General features: G+C 44.0%; 23 protein-coding genes. 20 read left to right on the forward strand and 3 right to left on the reverse strand.

Features of this window, described 5'->3' with window-relative positions:
- Positions 1-37: 37 nt before the first annotated feature.
- Positions 38-418 carry a rhodanese-like domain-containing protein gene (locus AXI57_RS10220; RefSeq protein ID WP_061670009.1) on the reverse strand — a complete coding sequence of 127 codons (381 nt, stop codon included), beginning with the start codon at positions 416-418 and terminating at the stop codon, positions 38-40.
- A gap of 190 nt (positions 419-608) precedes the next feature.
- Here AXI57_RS10220 and AXI57_RS10225 point away from each other — a divergent pair, with 190 nt between their 5' ends.
- From AXI57_RS10225 to AXI57_RS10235, 3 genes are all read left to right on the forward strand, one after another.
- Complete coding sequence (locus AXI57_RS10225) at positions 609-1,445, forward strand: lipoate--protein ligase family protein (protein ID WP_003325449.1); 837 nt, start codon at positions 609-611, stop codon at positions 1,443-1,445.
- 100 nt (positions 1,446-1,545) lie between these two features.
- Positions 1,546-1,974, forward strand: coding sequence for a transcriptional regulator MntR (gene mntR / locus AXI57_RS10230; RefSeq protein WP_003325451.1), 429 nt, complete (start codon positions 1,546-1,548; stop codon positions 1,972-1,974).
- A gap of 122 nt (positions 1,975-2,096) precedes the next feature.
- Entirely contained in the window at positions 2,097-2,972 is an 876-nt protein-coding gene (locus AXI57_RS10235; RefSeq protein WP_061670010.1) for a patatin-like phospholipase family protein, read from the forward strand.
- Here AXI57_RS10235 and AXI57_RS10240 read toward each other — a convergent pair.
- Together AXI57_RS10240 and AXI57_RS10245 are read right to left on the reverse strand one after the other, a co-directional pair.
- Positions 2,969-3,364 carry an SA1362 family protein gene (locus AXI57_RS10240; RefSeq protein WP_003325453.1) on the reverse strand — a complete coding sequence of 132 codons (396 nt, stop codon included), beginning with the start codon at positions 3,362-3,364 and terminating at the stop codon, positions 2,969-2,971. The genes AXI57_RS10235 and AXI57_RS10240 overlap by 4 nt on opposite strands.
- A gap of 38 nt (positions 3,365-3,402) precedes the next feature.
- Positions 3,403-4,359: a DUF1385 domain-containing protein gene (locus tag AXI57_RS10245; protein WP_061670011.1), complete on the reverse strand. Its 957-nt coding sequence runs from the start codon at positions 4,357-4,359 to the stop codon at positions 3,403-3,405.
- 230 nt (positions 4,360-4,589) lie between these two features.
- On the opposite strand from AXI57_RS10245, the gene AXI57_RS10250 reads away from it, so the two are divergent.
- The 17 genes from AXI57_RS10250 (at position 4,590) to nusB (ending at position 16,198) form a co-directional block, all read left to right on the forward strand.
- On the forward strand, positions 4,590-5,117 hold the full coding sequence (locus AXI57_RS10250; protein ID WP_061670012.1) for a YqhR family membrane protein: 528 nt from the start codon (positions 4,590-4,592) through the stop codon (positions 5,115-5,117).
- 87 nt (positions 5,118-5,204) lie between these two features.
- The gene (gene aroQ, locus AXI57_RS10255; protein ID WP_003325456.1) at positions 5,205-5,645 is read left to right on the forward strand and encodes a type II 3-dehydroquinate dehydratase; all 441 of its coding nucleotides are present in this window, start codon (positions 5,205-5,207) and stop codon (positions 5,643-5,645) included.
- A 3-nt stretch (positions 5,646-5,648) separates the two neighbouring features.
- Positions 5,649-6,710 (forward strand): M24 family metallopeptidase, encoded by a 1,062-nt coding sequence (locus tag AXI57_RS10260; RefSeq protein ID WP_061670013.1) that lies wholly within the window; start codon positions 5,649-5,651, stop codon positions 6,708-6,710.
- A gap of 24 nt (positions 6,711-6,734) precedes the next feature.
- On the forward strand, positions 6,735-7,292 hold the full coding sequence (gene efp, locus AXI57_RS10265; protein ID WP_003325458.1) for an elongation factor P: 558 nt from the start codon (positions 6,735-6,737) through the stop codon (positions 7,290-7,292).
- 195 nt (positions 7,293-7,487) lie between these two features.
- Positions 7,488-7,769, forward strand: a complete 282-nt coding sequence (locus AXI57_RS10270; RefSeq protein WP_003325459.1) for a YqhV family protein — start codon at positions 7,488-7,490, stop codon at positions 7,767-7,769.
- 78 nt (positions 7,770-7,847) lie between these two features.
- On the forward strand, positions 7,848-8,771 hold the full coding sequence (gene spoIIIAA, locus AXI57_RS10275; RefSeq protein ID WP_003325460.1) for a stage III sporulation protein AA: 924 nt from the start codon (positions 7,848-7,850) through the stop codon (positions 8,769-8,771).
- Entirely contained in the window at positions 8,765-9,280 is a 516-nt protein-coding gene (gene spoIIIAB / locus AXI57_RS10280; protein ID WP_061670014.1) for a stage III sporulation protein SpoIIIAB, read from the forward strand. Before spoIIIAA ends, spoIIIAB begins: the two co-directional genes overlap by 7 nt.
- Before the next feature lie 22 nt (positions 9,281-9,302).
- The gene (gene spoIIIAC, locus AXI57_RS10285; RefSeq protein WP_003153142.1) at positions 9,303-9,509 is read left to right on the forward strand and encodes a stage III sporulation protein AC; all 207 of its coding nucleotides are present in this window, start codon (positions 9,303-9,305) and stop codon (positions 9,507-9,509) included.
- Positions 9,510-9,521: 12 nt separating this feature from the next.
- The gene (gene spoIIIAD, locus AXI57_RS10290) at positions 9,522-9,917 is read left to right on the forward strand and encodes a stage III sporulation protein AD (protein WP_080288967.1); all 396 of its coding nucleotides are present in this window, start codon (positions 9,522-9,524) and stop codon (positions 9,915-9,917) included.
- Between the two features lie 23 nt (positions 9,918-9,940).
- On the forward strand, positions 9,941-11,149 hold the full coding sequence (gene spoIIIAE, locus AXI57_RS10295) for a stage III sporulation protein AE (protein ID WP_061670015.1): 1,209 nt from the start codon (positions 9,941-9,943) through the stop codon (positions 11,147-11,149).
- A 14-nt stretch (positions 11,150-11,163) separates the two neighbouring features.
- Positions 11,164-11,784: a stage III sporulation protein AF gene (spoIIIAF, locus tag AXI57_RS10300; RefSeq protein WP_013390598.1), complete on the forward strand. Its 621-nt coding sequence runs from the start codon at positions 11,164-11,166 to the stop codon at positions 11,782-11,784.
- Positions 11,777-12,472, forward strand: coding sequence for a stage III sporulation protein AG (gene spoIIIAG, locus AXI57_RS10305; protein ID WP_061670016.1), 696 nt, complete (start codon positions 11,777-11,779; stop codon positions 12,470-12,472). Before spoIIIAF ends, spoIIIAG begins: the two co-directional genes overlap by 8 nt.
- 3 nt (positions 12,473-12,475) lie before the next feature.
- Positions 12,476-13,117, forward strand: a complete 642-nt coding sequence (locus AXI57_RS10310; protein WP_003325467.1) for a SpoIIIAH-like family protein — start codon at positions 12,476-12,478, stop codon at positions 13,115-13,117.
- A 154-nt stretch (positions 13,118-13,271) separates the two neighbouring features.
- A complete protein-coding gene (gene accB, locus AXI57_RS10315; RefSeq protein ID WP_003325468.1) occupies positions 13,272-13,745 on the forward strand; it encodes an acetyl-CoA carboxylase biotin carboxyl carrier protein in 474 nt (157 codons plus the stop codon).
- A gap of 13 nt (positions 13,746-13,758) precedes the next feature.
- Complete coding sequence (accC, locus tag AXI57_RS10320; protein ID WP_003325469.1) at positions 13,759-15,111, forward strand: acetyl-CoA carboxylase biotin carboxylase subunit; 1,353 nt, start codon at positions 13,759-13,761, stop codon at positions 15,109-15,111.
- A 20-nt stretch (positions 15,112-15,131) separates the two neighbouring features.
- Positions 15,132-15,539, forward strand: coding sequence for a fatty acid biosynthesis protein YqhY (gene yqhY, locus AXI57_RS10325; protein WP_003325471.1), 408 nt, complete (start codon positions 15,132-15,134; stop codon positions 15,537-15,539).
- Positions 15,540-15,802: 263 nt separating this feature from the next.
- Positions 15,803-16,198, forward strand: a complete 396-nt coding sequence (nusB, locus tag AXI57_RS10330; protein ID WP_003325473.1) for a transcription antitermination factor NusB — start codon at positions 15,803-15,805, stop codon at positions 16,196-16,198.
- Positions 16,199-16,206: the final 8 nt, after the last annotated feature.

Genomic DNA, 16,206 nt, shown 5'->3' on the forward strand with positions numbered 1-16,206 from the left:
AAAAAAGCTGTCCGTTTAGCGGACAGCTTTTTCTTAATTAGTTCTTTGATTTAATTTTTCCGCCCCATTTTTTAAAGCCGCCTTTTAAATTGTAAATTTCCTTGCAGCCGTTTTTGCGGAGTGTTTGAGCAGCACGCCCGCTGCGGATATTGTTTTGGCAGTAAAGATAGACGGGCTTGTCCGGACGGATTTCGCTTTTTCTTTGCTTCAGCTGGGAAAGTGGAATATTTCTGGCGCCTAAAATATGGCCGCCTTCAAATTCATTCGGCTCACGCACATCAATCAGCTGCGCTTTTCGATAACCGGCGCGGAACTCTTCCTCGGTAAGTGTTTTCATAATACGCTGCTGATAAATATAAGAAATCACCATATAGACGATAAACGCAGCAAAAATAATCAGAACAATCATGTTAGACAATGCGATTCTACTCCTTTAGCTTATAAAATCAAAACCATCTTATGTAAAGAGGGCGTAACAGAACGTTTTCGACAAATACTATTATAGTAAAGCGCGGGGGGATTGTCATCCTTAATGAAACGAAATATTTTTCATTTTCACAGCGGTTTGATAAACTGATTCTATCAAAACGGTAAAGAAGGGTTTAGAGATGGAAAAAGAAACTTGGCGTTTTATTGATTCAGGGAATGCAAGTCCGGCCTTTAATATGGCGCTTGATGAAGCGCTTTTATATTGGCACAGCGAAAAAAAAATTCCTCCGGTGATTCGTTTTTACGGCTGGAATCCGGCGACGCTTTCTGTCGGTTATTTTCAAAATATTAAAAAGGAAATTAATTTTGAAGCGGTACATAAATATAACCTTGGGTTTGTCAGACGACCGACCGGCGGCAGAGGGGTGCTGCATGATAAGGAATTGACATACAGCGTCATTGTGTCAGAAGATCACCCTGAAATGCCGGCAACAGTAACTGAGGCCTATCGGGTGATTTCAGAAGGAATTCTGCAAGGTTTCAGAAATCTCGGGCTTGATGCGTACTTTGCCATTCCGAGAACGGAAAAAGAAAAAGAAAGCTTAAAAAATCCGCGCTCATCCGTCTGCTTTGACGCGCCGTCTTGGTATGAGCTTGTCGTCGAGGGACGTAAGGTGGCCGGCAGCGCGCAAACAAGGCAAAAAGGAGTCATCCTTCAGCACGGCTCCATTTTGCTTGATCTGGATGAAGATAAGCTGTTTGATCTGTTTTTATATCCGAATGACAGGGTCAGAGAGCGGATGCAGCGTAATTTTAAAAATAAAGCAGTGGCGATTAATGAATTAGCGTCAAATCCGGTGACAATGGATGACGCACGTAAAGCCTTTAAGGCTGGTTTTGAAACGGGCCTTGATATTCATCTGGAGCCGTATGAGCTGTCTGAAAAAGAGCTTGAGTTTGTCAACGAACTGGCGGAAACGAAATATGCATCAGATCAGTGGAACTACAAGCGGTAAAAAGACTTTTGAATAAGCCCGGGCATCCTTGTTTTTTCAAGTTCATTAGTGTAAACTTGTAATGATGTATTAAGCTAAGGTGCTTTTTGGGAGGGTTTTGATGACAACACCAAGTATGGAAGATTATATTGAACAGATCTATATGCTGATTGAAGAAAAAGGATATGCAAGAGTTTCTGATATCGCGGAAGCATTGGCAGTCCACCCCTCCTCTGTAACGAAAATGGTTCAAAAACTAGATAAAGACGAGTATTTAATTTATGAAAAATATCGAGGTCTCGTGTTAACGCCTAAAGGGAAAAAAATAGGCAAACGGCTAGTATACAGACATGAATTGCTTGAGCAATTTTTAAGAATCATTGGTGTTGATGAAGAGAAAATATATAACGATGTTGAAGGCATTGAACATCATTTAAGCTGGAACAGCATTGATCGTATCGGCGACCTTGTTCAATATTTTGAAGAAGATGATGTCCGTAAAAAAGAACTGAAATCCGTACAAAAGAAAACAGAGAATCATAATCAGTAAAAGGGCGGTCCCGCTAAGGGGCTGCTTTTTTTATGTGAGCGTCTCAATCCATTCTTTGGTCTATTTTTTCAAGCTTCTTCTTAAAATAGTAATAGACCTTGGGATGGAAGGAGAGGGCAGAGATGTACATTGACGGCGTATTTTCAGGCGGGGGAATAAAAGGTGTAGCGCTGGCCGGTGCTTATGAAGCGCTTGAGGAAAAAGGCTTTCGATTTGAAAGGCTTGCCGGTACAAGCGCGGGCGCCATTATTGCTGCTTTCATCGCTTCCGGTTATACAAGTAAGGAAATTAATGCTCTGATTAATGAGGTAGACGGAGAGCAATTATTAGATCAAAGGTATTCATTTTTGCCTTTAAAAATGCTGCAATGGGTGTCAATCTATTGGCGGCTTGGTTTATATAAAGGAGAGACGTTAGAAAAATGGATTGCGGATCAGCTGAGAGCGAAAGGCGTCAGAGTGTTCGGGGATCTGAAGAAAGGCTCGCTGCGTTTGATCGCATCTGATCTGACAAACGGAACAATGATTGTGCTTCCAGATGATCTTGGCCGCTACGGCCTAAATCCGGAGCTGTTTCCGGTCGCAAGGGCAGTGCGAATGAGCTGCAGCATCCCATATTTTTTTGAACCGATTAAATTAAAATGCGACGGCGGCACAAGCACTGTCGTTGACGGAGGCGTTTTAAGCAATTTTCCCATCTGGCTGTTTTCCAAAGAGCGAAAGCGTCCTGTCATTGGAGTCACGCTCGCGCCCCATGAAAAGGAACGGCCGAAAAAATCAATCCGGAACGCTTTTGAGCTGTTCGGCGCTTTGTTTGAAACAATGAAAGACGCACATGATGCAAGGCATATTGCCACCCGGTATGAACAAAATATCATTTTTCTCCCGGTTGATCATGTAATGGCGACGGATTTCCATTTGACCCCACAAAAAAAACTAGCCCTGATTGAGCTAGGAAAAAGCCGGACAGAGCTGTTTTTAAAGCAGTGGACCTATTAAAAAAGGGCTCTGTTTTTCTTTTTATTTTTTTTCCCTTCTATGACGGTGAGCTGAGTCTGGCTTTTTTTCTTGAGAATCATCGGCTTTGGTTTGCTGTCGCTTGGAACACTTCGTAAATGGCTCACTCGGTTCTTATGGCCTGCGCGATGTTTCGCTTTTTGGTCCTTAAATCGGCGCCGCGATTGTTTGGCCGCTTTTTTGAAGGAAGCTCCTTCTCGTCCCGCACTTCGATTCATTACATATCGGACAATAAAATAAATAATGATACCCGCAAGGATGACGGTGATCCCCATTTTTACCATTTCTCCGGGATTGGTTACCAAAGCATAGAGGAAACCAAATGCGCCCAGCGCAATGATTACAGCAATAATAGGTTGTACACGATGATTCATAACTGTCCACCTCCGAAAATAATAGCAGGGTAACGGATTTAAATGACAACGTGAGAAGGCTGCCGGTTTTCAGCAGAGATCTCTTCCATTCTAAGAAGCTCGTTGAAGCTTTCTATCGCAACTTCGACCTGGTCATCCTTAGGTTCTTTCGTCGTTAAAAGCTGAAGCCAAAGGCCGGGATAACCGAGAACCTTCAGTCCGGGAATATGCCGTACTTTGTTCGTCAGCTGCAGTACTTCAAAGGATATGCCCAGTACGACGGGGATTAACGCTACTCGGTCTAAAATACGCACCCAAAGCGGATCTGTCGGAACAAGTAAGTATACAAACATGCCGACAATAATTGTGAATAAGATAAAGCTTGAGCCGCAGCGATAATGGAGCCGGGACTGTCTCTGGACATTTTCAACTGTAATTGGCAAATTCTGTTCATAACAGTTTATGACCTTATGTTCTGCTCCATGATATTGAAAAACTCTTTTAATCAGCGGCGTCATGGACAAAAAGTAAATGTAGCTTAGCAGCAGAATGAGTTTAAACAGGCTTTCAACTGCAATCTGCGCTGTGTCCGATGAAAATACCGGCCTTGTCAGTTCAGCCAAGAATACAGGAACCAATGTAAATACAAATTTGCTAAACAAGAACGATAAGACACCGATTGCCGCAATGCTGAAAAACATAGACAATCCTGATCCCTTTTTTTCTTCTTTCTCGAGTGTTTCATCATCAGCAGGGTCAAGCTCATAGCGTTCACTTGAAAAATTCAAATGTTTCGTTCCGTTTGCGCTGGCTTCGATAATAGCCAAGATGCCTCTTAAAAAAGGAATCTTTTTAAACGCAGCGAGCTTTGTATCGGCTTTTCTGGGAAGCTTAAAAAAATCAATGCTTCCGTCATTTCTTCTGATGGCTGTTACGTAATTTCGTTTTCCGCCAAACATCACGCCTTCTACAACTGCCTGCCCTCCATATGCGGGGGGATTCTTTTGTTTTGACATATCATCAACCTGCCTATTTCTTTAGGATTACTAACCATTTCCTTTCACTCTATTGTACAGGAAACAGCTGTAAACCTCTAGATTGACAAGCTTAAAATTTGTCATAGTGAAAAGCTAATTCTACAGACAGTATACCCAAAATCAGACGATTTACTCTTTCATTTTAAAATATGTAAGCTTTTTTAATTGACATTTTATTTTTGGGGCACACTGTAAGTGGAGGTGCCGTTATGACGAAAACAGAACATCATGAAGAAGCAGAGCAAAATCAGCAGGACCTTCCTGTTTCCATCACCGGGCGGATTGTCGGAACAGGTTTTACAGGCGGAATTTTATGGAGTTTAGTCGGTTATCTTTTTTATCTGTTTCATTTTTCGGAAATCAGTCCAAATATGCTGCTGCAGCCGTTTGTGCTTGGAGAATGGAAAAAGCAGGCTTTAGGCACATGGATCAGCATTATTTTGATTGGCGTGATATCAATCGGCGCGGCGTTTCTTTATTTTGTTTGCTTTAAACGTTTTAAAACGATGTGGCCTGGTTTAATTTATGGGGCGCTTTTGTGGCTGCTTGTCTTTTTCGTTTTTAATCCGATTTTTCCCGATGTCCGCGGTGTAACCGAACTGAAGTCGGATACGGTGGTGACTACGTTTTGTCTGTATTTGCTTTACGGCATGTTTGTCGGATATTCTATTTCGTTTGAGTACAATGAACTGAATTCCGATAAGCTGGCGCGTGCGCTCGGCTCACCGAGAGAATAGTGTATAATCCCTTTCCGGTATGGTAAAATGTTCACGAGAAGTGAACATTTTCATCGCTTTTAGAACATAACGGAAGGAGAGGTACATGTGGCTCATTATTTAATATTGAACGGGCCGAATGTGAATCGGCTGGGAAAACGCGAGCCGGCTGTATTCGGAAATGACACATTAACGGATTTGGAGACGGGTCTGTTTCAATTTGCTGAAGCTGTACAGATTCAGCTTACGTTTTTTCAATCGAATCATGAAGGTGATTTGATTGATGCCATTCACGAAGCAGAAGGCCAATATGACGGTATAGTGCTGAATCCGGGTGCTCTCAGCCATTACAGCTACGCGATCAGAGATGCTGTTTCGAGCATCAGCCTTCCTGTTATTGAAGTGCACTTATCTAATTTATACGCCAGAGAGGAATTCAGACATCAATCAGTTATCGCTCCTGCAGTGAAAGGCCGGATTATCGGCCTTGGATTTGAAGGCTATAAGCTTGCCGTTCGTTATCTATTGAATCAGCAAGGGGGAGAATGAGATATGAAACTGGAGAAATTACGCAATCTTTTCAAACAGCTGGGGATTGACGGACTGCTTATAACCAGCGGAACGAATTTACAGTATATGACGGGCTTTACGGGATCAGCCGGGCTTGCCGTCATATCGGAAGAACGCGCGGCGTTTATTACCGATTTTCGGTATACGGAACAGGCTAAAGCCCAAGTAAAGGGATTTGAAATCATTGAACACGGCGGAAGTTTGATTCAGACTGCTGCTGATACGATTAACGATTTTGGCATTGCAAAGCTTGGTTTTGAACAAAACAGCATGACGTACGGGACATACGCGTCATACCATGCGGTTGTGAACGGCGCGGAATTAGTGCCGGTTGCGGAATCGGTGGAAAAGTTGCGCTTGATTAAGTCTGATGAAGAGATTAAGATATTAGAGGAAGCTGCGAAGATTGCAGATGATGCTTTTCATCATATCTTAACGTTTATCAAACCCGGCATATCCGAAATATCTGTTGCCAATGAGCTTGAATTCTTTATGAGAAGCCAGGGGGCTGACAGCTCTTCTTTTGATATGATTGTCGCGTCGGGCCTTCGGTCAAGCCTTCCTCACGGAGTGGCGAGTGAAAAATTGATCGAAAGCGGAGATTTTGTCACGCTTGATTTCGGCGCTTATTATAAAGGATACTGTTCTGATATTACACGCACCATTGCGGTAGGCGAGCCGAGCGATAAACTGAAAGACATCTACCAGATTGTATTCGACGCCCAGGCGCTTGGCGTTCAGCACATCAAGCCGGGCATGACGGGCAAAGAGGCAGATGCATTGACAAGGGATCATATTACTGCAAAAGGCTACGGCCAGTATTTTGGCCATTCGACAGGGCATGGGCTCGGCATGGAAGTTCACGAGTCACCGGGTTTATCTGCAAGGTCTTCGGCTGTTCTTGAGCCTGGCATGATTGTCACGGTTGAGCCGGGCATTTACATACCGGAAACGGGCGGCGTCAGAATCGAAGATGACATTGTCATTACAGAGAACGGATGCCGGACGATCACCCATTCCCCTAAAGAATTAATTATTTTGTGATTGGATATATAGGAGGACTTGAACATGATTTCAGTTAACGATTTTCGTACAGGATTAACAATCGAAGTGGACGGCGGCATTTGGCGCGTTGTTGATTTCCAGCACGTGAAACCGGGAAAAGGCGCGGCATTTGTCCGTTCTAAACTGCGCAACCTGCGTACCGGCGCTATTCAGGAAAAAACATTCCGCGCAGGTGAAAAAGTAGCCAAGGCGCAAATTGAAACGAAAACAATGCAATACTTATACGCAAATGGAGACCAGCACGTATTTATGGACACAAGTTCATACGAACAGCTTGAGCTGAGCGCTTCTCAAATTGAATATGAATTAAAATATTTACTCGAAAACATGTCTGTACATATCATGATGTATGAAACTGAAACACTCGGAATTGAGCTTCCGAACACGGTTGAGCTGAAAGTTGTGGAAACAGAACCCGGAATTAAGGGCGATACAGCTTCAGGCGGAACAAAGCCTGCCAAAACAGAGACAGGACTTGTTGTAAACGTACCGTTCTTTGTGAACGAAGGCGATACGCTTGTTGTCAACACAACAGACGGATCTTACGTGTCAAGAGCGTAGGACGAAAGCAGAAAGCCTGCTCCTGATTAAGGGGCAGGCTTTTTTGTCATAAAGAACTCTTTAAGACCGGCTCCCTTTAAGGAACCGGCTTTTTTTATGCGCAAAACCGAATCTTTCTTTTATACGAAGATACCAAGACTACTTCCTTCAGATAGAGCATATAGTATAAAAAAAGCGGGAGGTTAAGAGATTGCTATGAGATTCTTTCTTGGTCAAATCAATTCTACTGTTTTAACAATGGCTGGTTTAAGAGTTTTATCTTCATTAATTGAACTGACGGCGGCCATTGTGATGCTGGTGACAAACGATGTCAGAAAGGCGGTTGTGGTCAATAGTATCCTTGCGATTGTCGGGCCATTAATCTTTATCATTACAATGACCGTCGGAATCTACCAAATTGCGGGGCAGCTTTCGTATGCCAAGCTGATTTTCATCTTTATCGGCGTTGTGTTCATTTTGGCTGGTGTCCATAAATAGCATGAGGACTTGTCATAAAGTCTGCCTCTTGTCATACATTTTTAAAGAAGCCAATCGGTGAAAAAGGAGGAGGCTCTTTTGAATGAAATTGCAGAGGTTCTCCCTGAATCCATGAGAAATGCCCTTTCCGGCATTCCGGAACATGAACGGCTGCAAATAGAGGAAATCAGAATCCGGACAGAACGTCCAGTAGAACTGATCAGAAGCGGACAACCTCTCTTTCTGTCCTATATATGCACCGCAGAAGACGCGCATCTTATCTTAAGCCGGTTGAGCAATTACAGCATGTATACGCTGGAAGAAGAGCTTAAGAAAGGATATGTAACCATCAGAGGCGGCCACAGAGTCGGATTGGCAGGAAGAGTTATCGTAGAAAACGGCAGTGTAAAGGGGCTTCGTGACATCGCGTCCTTTAACATACGGATTGCCCGGCAAAAGCTTCATATCGCGAATGAATTAGTGCCGTTTCTTTTTAAAGAGAATTGGCTGAACACGCTGATCATCGGTCCCCCGCAAACAGGAAAAACGACGCTTCTGCGGGATCTTGCCAGACTTTCAAGCAGCGGCATAAATAAAATTCCGGCAAAAAAGACCGGCATTGTTGATGAACGTTCAGAAATTGCCGGCTGTCTGCGCGGCATACCCCAGCATCAATTCGGTCAGCGAATCGACGTATTGGACGCGTGTCCGAAAGCGGAAGGACTTATGATGATGATTCGTTCGATGAGTCCCGAGGTTATCATTGTTGATGAAATCGGCAGAATGGAAGATTCAGAGGCCATCTTGGAAGCGCTCCATGCCGGTGTTTCCGTTATCGTGTCCGCACATGGCTGGACGATATCAGACTTAATGAAAAGGCCGTCGCTAAAGCTGTTATGGGAGGAAAAGGCGTTCGACCGTTATGTTGAACTATCAAGACGCAAGGGGCCAGGCACGGTAAACCAGATGTACGACAGAGACGGAAAGGCGCTTTCGCCAAGCCGGGGTGTAAAGTCATGCTGAAGCTGTTAGGTGCTGTTTTGATACTGGCGGCGACGACATGGACAGGTTTTGAAGCAGCGAAGGTTTATACGGAAAGACCGCGGCAAATCCGCCAGCTCCGGGCAGCCCTGCAATCACTCGAGGCTGAAATCATGTACGGGCACACACCGCTTCATACAGCCTCCCAGCAAATCGCAAAGCAGCTTGCCAAGCCCGTTTCATGTTTATTCGACTCCTTCAGCAAACAGCTGGATAGAGGAAGTGATTCAGCAAAAACCGCTTGGGAGCAAAGTTTAAAGAAAGTCTGGAACACCATGTCTATGAAAAAAAGCGAATATGATGTCCTGAAGCAATTTGGGGAGACGCTCGGGCTGCACGACAGAGTCTCCCAGCAAAAGCATATCAAGCTGGCGCTCAACCACTTGGAAGCGGCAGAAACAGACGCCGAACGGGCGCAAGCGAAAAATGAAAAAATGCTGAAAAGCTTAGGATTTTTAGCGGGATTATTACTCATTCTTCTATTGATGTAAACATGAGGGGAGCAAAAATAAAATGGGAGTAGACGTAAATGTGATTTTCCAAATCGCCGGAGTCGGAATCGTGGTCGCTTTTTTACACACCATCCTGGACCAAATGGGAAAAAAAGAGTATGCCCAATGGGTAACGCTTCTTGGCTTTATCTACATTTTATTTATGGTGGCGACGATCGTTGATGACCTATTTAAAAAGATAAAAGCTGTGTTTTTATTTCAAGGATAGGGGGGCTTACAGATTGACATCGTTCAAATTGTAGGTTTAGGGCTGATCGCCACATTCCTCTCCTTAATCGTGAAAGAACAAAAGCCGACATTCGCTTTTCTGATTGTCGTGTTTGCGGGCTGTGTCATTTTTTTGTATCTGGTGGATCAAATCTATGACATCATCAGAATGATTGAAAAGATAGCAGTAAATGCCAATGTGAATATGGTCTATGTCGAAACCATTTTGAAAATTATCGGAATCGCCTATATCGCAGAATTCGGGGCCCAGCTCACAAAAGATGCCGGGCAGGGAGCCATCGCCTCAAAAATTGAGCTCGCGGGAAAGGTCCTGATCCTCGTGATGGCTGTTCCTATTTTAACAGTGATTATTGAAACGATTCTCGGACTTATCCCTTCAATGTCATGACAGGAAAGGAGGCGGGAAGCTGAATGAAGCGCTTTCGATGGATACTTGCTCTTGCGGCCGTTTTGATTTTTTGTCAAACGGAAAGTGTACAGGCTCTTCAGGATACGGAAGAAACCGCAGAAACCGCAGGAAGTGCTGATAAAGCGGATGAATTGGTGAAACAGCAGGCAGAGGCACTTGAAACCGACAGCATCGGTGAATTTTGGGATGACATCATATCCGAATATGGCGGGCTGCTCCCTGAAAGCCAAAAAGGAAGTTTACTTGAATTTATGAATGGTGAAAAATCGTTTTCTCCGCAAGAATGGCTGAAGGCACTTTTTTCTTATTTATTTCATGAAGTGCTCGCAAATGGAAAACTCCTCGGCACTTTGATTTTACTCACCATTTTCTGTGTCATTCTTCAGATGCTGCAAAATGCGTTTCAGCAAAGCACGGTCAGCAAGGTCGCCTACTCGATTGTATATATGGTCTTGATCATCCTTGCACTGAACAGTTTTCATGTAGCGATCACTTATGCCAGCGAGGCCATTCAAACGATGACCAGTTTTATACTCGCCCTCATTCCGATGCTTTTGGCGCTGATGGCTTCCTCTGGTGGAGCAGTATCGGCAGCCTTCTTTCATCCCGTTATTCTCTTTTTAATGAATACAAGCGGTTTGCTGATCCAAAATATTGTGATGCCGCTGATCTTCTTGTCTGCAATTTTAAGCATTGTCAGCACAATGACGGATCAATACAAGGTAACGCAGCTTGCCGGTCTTCTAAGAAAAATCGCAATCGGAGCCCTCGCCGTCTTTTTAACTATCTTTCTTGGCGTGATCTCCGTTCAAGGCACCTCAGCCGCCGTTACAGACGGCATTACGCTGCGAACGGCTAAATTTATAACCGGAAACTTTATCCCCGTGCTTGGAAGAATGTTTACAGATGCCACCGATACAGTGATCAGCGCCTCCCTCCTTTTGAAAAATACGGTAGGCATCATCGGTGTCGCCATATTAATTTGCATCGCAGCCTTTCCTGCGATAAAAGTGCTTTCACTGGCTTTCATTTATAAACTGGCAGCCGCAATTTTGCAGCCGCTCGGAGGCGGGCCGGTCATTACCTGCCTGGATGTTATCAGCAGAAGCGTTCTCTATATTTTTGCGGCCCTCGCCATTGTTTCTCTCATGTTTTTCTTGAGCATTACCGTAATCATAACAGCAGGAAACCTTACCATGATGATGAAGTAAAGGAGGCTTCAAGGATGAGCTTTTTGACCGAATGGCTGACGAGTATCGTCTTATTCATCTTATTTGCGATTGTGATTGATATGCTGTTGCCCAACTCAAGCATGCAAAAATACGCAAAAATGGTGGTCAGTCTGCTGTTAATCGTCGTGATGCTCAATCCGATTTTTAAGCTTTTTAAAACAGACCCCGAAGTGATCTTTGAGTATCTGACCGAAAACGGCCAATCCCAATCAGCTGACATAAAAAATCATATCAATTCTGAAAAAAAAGAAATACAAGCCACACAGCGTGCATATATTTTAGAAGAAATGGCTGTCCAATTAAAAAAGAAAGCGGAGGAGACGTTCAGTCATGATGCCTACAAGATAGAGAAACTCAATGTCTCGGCAGGAGCAAAGGTAGATTCAGAAGAGGATATAACAGAAATCAGCGTGCATATGGCCCCGGCTTCTGAAAAAACCGTTCAAACGATCGCACCGATTCACATCAACACGGACAAGACATATGAATCAGCAGACACCGCAGAAAAAAAAGAAGCAGAAAAAGTAAAAAAAGAGCTATCGGAAATATGGGAAATCGGCAGTGAGAAAATTACGGTTTATATGGAAGGCGGGGAGAGAAACGGCAATGAATAAAAACGGATTGTGGCATGTTCTGAAAAAACAGTTGCTTCCGGGGCAAGCGAAAGACGGCGAAAAGCCCAAGCTGACCAAATATCATTACTTTCTGTTTGTGTTTGTACTCGGTGTATCCTTTATGCTTGTCAGTCAGCTCTTTTCTTCACCTGAGAAAGCCGGAAAAGACACGGCTGAAACAGCTTCAGCCGCAACATCAGTGGATCCTGCGGGGAGCGACGCAAAAACAGCCGCTGTTTTCAAAACCTCTAAAGCTGATGAGCCTAAAAACTCCATTGACGATTACGAAAAAGAATACGAGAACCAGCTGAAAGAAATTCTTGAAACGATCATCGGCGTGGAAGATGTCTCAGTTGTCGTCAATGTGGATTCAACTTCCCTGAAAGTTTTTGAAAAAAATAAATCAAGCAAAAATACCACAACGGAAGAAACCGATAAAGAAGGCGGCAAAAGAAGCGTGACTGATCAAACATCTGAGGAAGAAATCGTGATGATACGCAATGGCGACCAAGAAACCCCGGTTGTCGTTCAGACGAAAAAACCTGACATACGCGGTGTACTCGTTGTCGCTCAAGGAGTGGACAACGTTCAAATAAAAAAAACCATCATTGAAGCAGTGACCAGAGTGCTGGATGTTCCAAGCCACCGGGTTGCAGTTGCCCCTAAAAAAATGAAGGAGGATTCATAAATTATGCTGAAAAAACAAACTGTTTGGCTATTAACAATGCTCAGTCTCGTAGTGGTACTAAGTGTCTACTACATTATGTCGCCGGAAAGCAAAAACGCTGTGAAAATGGAAAGCGCCTCTGGCAGCGGAGAAGTGGCTAAAGAGGAAAAACCAAAAGAGGAAGATAATCAAGATAAAACTGATACGAAAACAGAAGAAGAGAAGGGAACAAAGGATTCTAAATCAACCGAAGACAAAGAAACCTCTGCTGAAGCAAGCGGAAAGGACGGCACAGTTGTAACAGAGACAGCTGACGATGATCTCTTCACAACATACCGCCTTGATATGGAAGACGCCAGAAGCAAAGAGAGAGAAGAGCTGAATGCCATCGTTTCAAGTGACGATGCGACAGCGAAGGAAAAAAGCGAAGCATATGACAAAATGACAGCGCTCAGTGAAGCGGAAGGAACGGAAAAACAGCTTGAAACATTGATCAAAACAAAAGGTTACGAAGACGCGCTGGTTAACGCAGAAGGCGATAAAATTAACATTACAGTCAAATCGGATAAGCATTCATCATCAAAAGCGTCTGCGATCATCGACCTTGTCGCCAAAGAGATGAAAAGTATGAAAGACGTCGCCGTCACATTCGAGCCGTCAAAATAATGGAAGCTAAAACACGCCCGCATATACTGCGGGCTTTTTTTTGGCATTCATGAAACAGTTGAATTCAAAAGCCCGCTCCTGTAAGATAAACATAGTATGAACTTTTAGTAGTAACCTATAAAAATTGAAATTTAATACATAGGAGTGCGATTACATGTTAAATCTCAAAGAAATCCACGAACTTATAAAACGAATTGACGAATCATCCATTGATGAATTCACTTATGAAAACGAAGGCGTCACTTTAAAACTGAAAAAGCATGAGGCAGGAACCGTTCAAGTGATGCAGCAGGCGCCTGCAGCGCCTGTTCAGGCACCGGCTCCGCAGGTGGCAAGTCCGGAGGCGGGGGCAGCTCCTGCTCAGGAAGCTCCGAAACATGATGAAAACCTTCACCAAATCAAGTCGCCGATGGTAGGAACATTCTATTCTTCTTCTTCACCTGAAGCGGGGGCTTATGTGTCAGCAGGCTCAAAAGTAAGTGAAAACACTGTGGTCTGCATCGTCGAAGCAATGAAGCTCTTTAACGAAATAGAAGCGGAAGTTAAAGGGGAAATCGTTGAAGTATTAGCGGAAAACGGCCAGCTGGTTGAATACGGACAACCTCTATTTCTTGTAAGAGCAGAGTAAGGAGATATATATCATGATAAAAAAGCTATTGATCGCGAACAGAGGAGAAATTGCTGTCAGAATCATCAGAGCCTGCAAAGAGCTCGGTATTGAGACTGTGGCTGTTTATTCAGAAGCTGATAAAGAAGCCCTGCATGTGCAAATGGCTGATGAAGCTTTTTGCATCGGGCCAAAAGCTTCAAAAGACAGCTATTTAAATGTAACCAATATCGTCAGTGTCGCTAAGCTGACCGGTACGGACGCTATTCATCCGGGATATGGATTTTTAGCTGAAAACGCGGACTTCGCCGAACTGTGCGAAGAAGTAAATGTCACGTTTGTAGGACCTAGTGCGGACGCCATTTCAAAAATGGGGACAAAAGATGTGGCAAGGGAAACAATGAAGCTTGCTGGTGTTCCGATTGTTCCCGGTTCACAAGGTATTATAAATAATGCGGAAGAAGCGGTTTCGCTTGCGGGTGAAATTGGGTATCCTGTTATTATAAAAGCAACTGCAGGCGGGGGCGGCAAAGGAATCAGGGTCGCCCGCACTGAAGAAGAGCTGATTAACGGCATCAAGATTACCCAGCAGGAAGCCGCAACGGCATTCGGGAATCCAGGTGTTTACATCGAAAAATACATAGAAGATTTCCGGCATGTTGAAATTCAGGTACTGGCCGATAACTATGGAAATACGATTCATCTGGGCGAACGTGACTGCTCTATCCAAAGACGCCTTCAGAAGCTATTGGAAGAAACCCCGTCTCCGGCGCTCGACTCCGAGATCAGGGAGCAAATGGGAGATGCAGCTGTTAAAGCGGCAAAAGCGGTTGGATATACAGGCGCAGGCACAGTCGAATTTATCTATGATTACAGAGAACAGCGCTACTACTTCATGGAAATGAACACGAGAATTCAAGTAGAGCACCCGGTCACTGAAATGGTGACAGGGACCGATCTGATTAAGGAACAAATTAAGGTGGCATCAGGCATAGAGCTGAGCCTCAAACAAGAAGACGTCACGTTTGACGGTTGGGCCATCGAATGCCGTATTAACGCTGAAAATCCAAGTAAAAATTTCATGCCATCAGCTGGTAAAATTAAAATGTACCTGCCGCCGGGCGGACTCGGTGTCCGAGTGGATTCCGCGGCATACCCGGGCTACTCCATTCCTCCATACTACGACAGCATGATTGCGAAAGTCATCACATACGGCAAGTCGAGAGATGAAGCAATTGCCCGCATGAAGCGCGCATTGAGCGAATTTGTCATAGAAGGCGTGGAAACGACGATTCCGTTCCATTTAAAACTGCTTGAACACGAAACATTTGTAAGCGGAGAGTTTAATACAAAATTTTTAGAAACATATGATGTAATGGGCTCATAATTTTTGCGGAGGTGAAATGAATGAAAGACAACAGCTTGCTTAAAATGGATCACGACGATACACATTTGGGTAAGGTTGAGATTGCCCCGGAAGTCATTGAGGTTATTGCCGGAATCGCCGCGTCCGAGGTTGAGGGCGTCGCAGAAATGCGGGGAAACTTTGCGACCGGTGTCGTGGAACGCTTTGGTAAAATCAATCACGGCAAAGGTGTTAAAGTGGATCTGGCAGATGACGGAATCACGATTGATGTTTACTGTGTAGTCTCTTTCGGCATTTCCATCCCGAAAGTCGCTGCAGCGGTTCAGGAAAACATTCGACAAACCTTATTAAATATGACGTCTCTTACAATCAATGAAATTAATATTCACATCGTCGGCATTCAATTTGACACAAAAGCCCAAGAAGTCGAAATCGACGAAGAAATGTAAATGGCTTTACTGAAAACCAAGGGGATGGGCGGCCCTTTGGTTTTTTTACACGTTACCCAGTATTTCAAGCATGAAGAAAGCCGGCTCATGGCAGCCGAGTTTCTTCATGTTCGTGAAATCCGAATGATAATGTAAAGGTTGATGAGAATATTCGGTAATAGGGTGAAAAACCTTGATTTCAATATGCGGATGAGAAAAAAATATGTTATGATCTCTTTATGGCTTAACGACAAGCGGATAAAGAGGATCAAAGGAGAAAGAAAATGAAAAGAAGAACAGCAAGAGAAAAAGCTTTGCAGGCACTATTTCAAATTGATGTCAGCGACATTGCACCGAATGAAGCCATTGAGCATGCGCTTGATGACCAAAAAACCGATCCGTTCTTTGAAGAACTGGTGTACGGTGTGATTGACCACCAAGTTCAGCTTGATGAGATGATTTCCAAGCATCTGGTGAATTGGAAGCTTGATCGAATTGCCAATGTGGACCGTGCGGTTTTGCGATTGGCGGTTTATGAGATGGTGTATGTAGAAGACATTCCTGTCAATGTGTCTATGAACGAAGCAATCGAGCTGGCAAAGCGTTTTGGTGATGACAAAGCAACAAAATTCGTAAACGGGGTTCTTTCTAACATTAAATCTGATATTGAACAATCATAGGAGGAAAG

The organism is Bacillus atrophaeus (assembly GCF_001584335.1).
GTDB lineage: Bacteria > Bacillota > Bacilli > Bacillales > Bacillaceae > Bacillus > Bacillus atrophaeus.

Coding starts and splice junctions, on each gene's coding strand:
- AXI57_RS10250 (WP_061670012.1), top strand. CDS start 4,590: ATGACGAAAACAGAACATCATGAAGAAGCAGAGCAAAATCAGCAGGAC.
- spoIIIAE (WP_061670015.1), top strand. CDS start 9,941: ATGAAGCGCTTTCGATGGATACTTGCTCTTGCGGCCGTTTTGATTTTT.
- AXI57_RS10235 (WP_061670010.1), top strand. CDS start 2,097: ATGTACATTGACGGCGTATTTTCAGGCGGGGGAATAAAAGGTGTAGCG.
- spoIIIAG (WP_061670016.1), top strand. CDS start 11,777: ATGAATAAAAACGGATTGTGGCATGTTCTGAAAAAACAGTTGCTTCCG.
- spoIIIAB (WP_061670014.1), top strand. CDS start 8,765: ATGCTGAAGCTGTTAGGTGCTGTTTTGATACTGGCGGCGACGACATGG.
- AXI57_RS10270 (WP_003325459.1), top strand. CDS start 7,488: ATGAGATTCTTTCTTGGTCAAATCAATTCTACTGTTTTAACAATGGCT.
- AXI57_RS10240 (WP_003325453.1), bottom strand. CDS start 3,364: ATGAATCATCGTGTACAACCTATTATTGCTGTAATCATTGCGCTGGGC.
- mntR (WP_003325451.1), top strand. CDS start 1,546: ATGACAACACCAAGTATGGAAGATTATATTGAACAGATCTATATGCTG.
- AXI57_RS10310 (WP_003325467.1), top strand. CDS start 12,476: ATGCTGAAAAAACAAACTGTTTGGCTATTAACAATGCTCAGTCTCGTA.
- spoIIIAF (WP_013390598.1), top strand. CDS start 11,164: ATGAGCTTTTTGACCGAATGGCTGACGAGTATCGTCTTATTCATCTTA.
- yqhY (WP_003325471.1), top strand. CDS start 15,132: ATGAAAGACAACAGCTTGCTTAAAATGGATCACGACGATACACATTTG.
- efp (WP_003325458.1), top strand. CDS start 6,735: ATGATTTCAGTTAACGATTTTCGTACAGGATTAACAATCGAAGTGGAC.
- spoIIIAC (WP_003153142.1), top strand. CDS start 9,303: ATGGGAGTAGACGTAAATGTGATTTTCCAAATCGCCGGAGTCGGAATC.
- AXI57_RS10260 (WP_061670013.1), top strand. CDS start 5,649: ATGAAACTGGAGAAATTACGCAATCTTTTCAAACAGCTGGGGATTGAC.
- nusB (WP_003325473.1), top strand. CDS start 15,803: ATGAAAAGAAGAACAGCAAGAGAAAAAGCTTTGCAGGCACTATTTCAA.
- AXI57_RS10245 (WP_061670011.1), bottom strand. CDS start 4,359: ATGTCAAAACAAAAGAATCCCCCCGCATATGGAGGGCAGGCAGTTGTA.
- accC (WP_003325469.1), top strand. CDS start 13,759: ATGATAAAAAAGCTATTGATCGCGAACAGAGGAGAAATTGCTGTCAGA.
- AXI57_RS10225 (WP_003325449.1), top strand. CDS start 609: ATGGAAAAAGAAACTTGGCGTTTTATTGATTCAGGGAATGCAAGTCCG.
- accB (WP_003325468.1), top strand. CDS start 13,272: ATGTTAAATCTCAAAGAAATCCACGAACTTATAAAACGAATTGACGAA.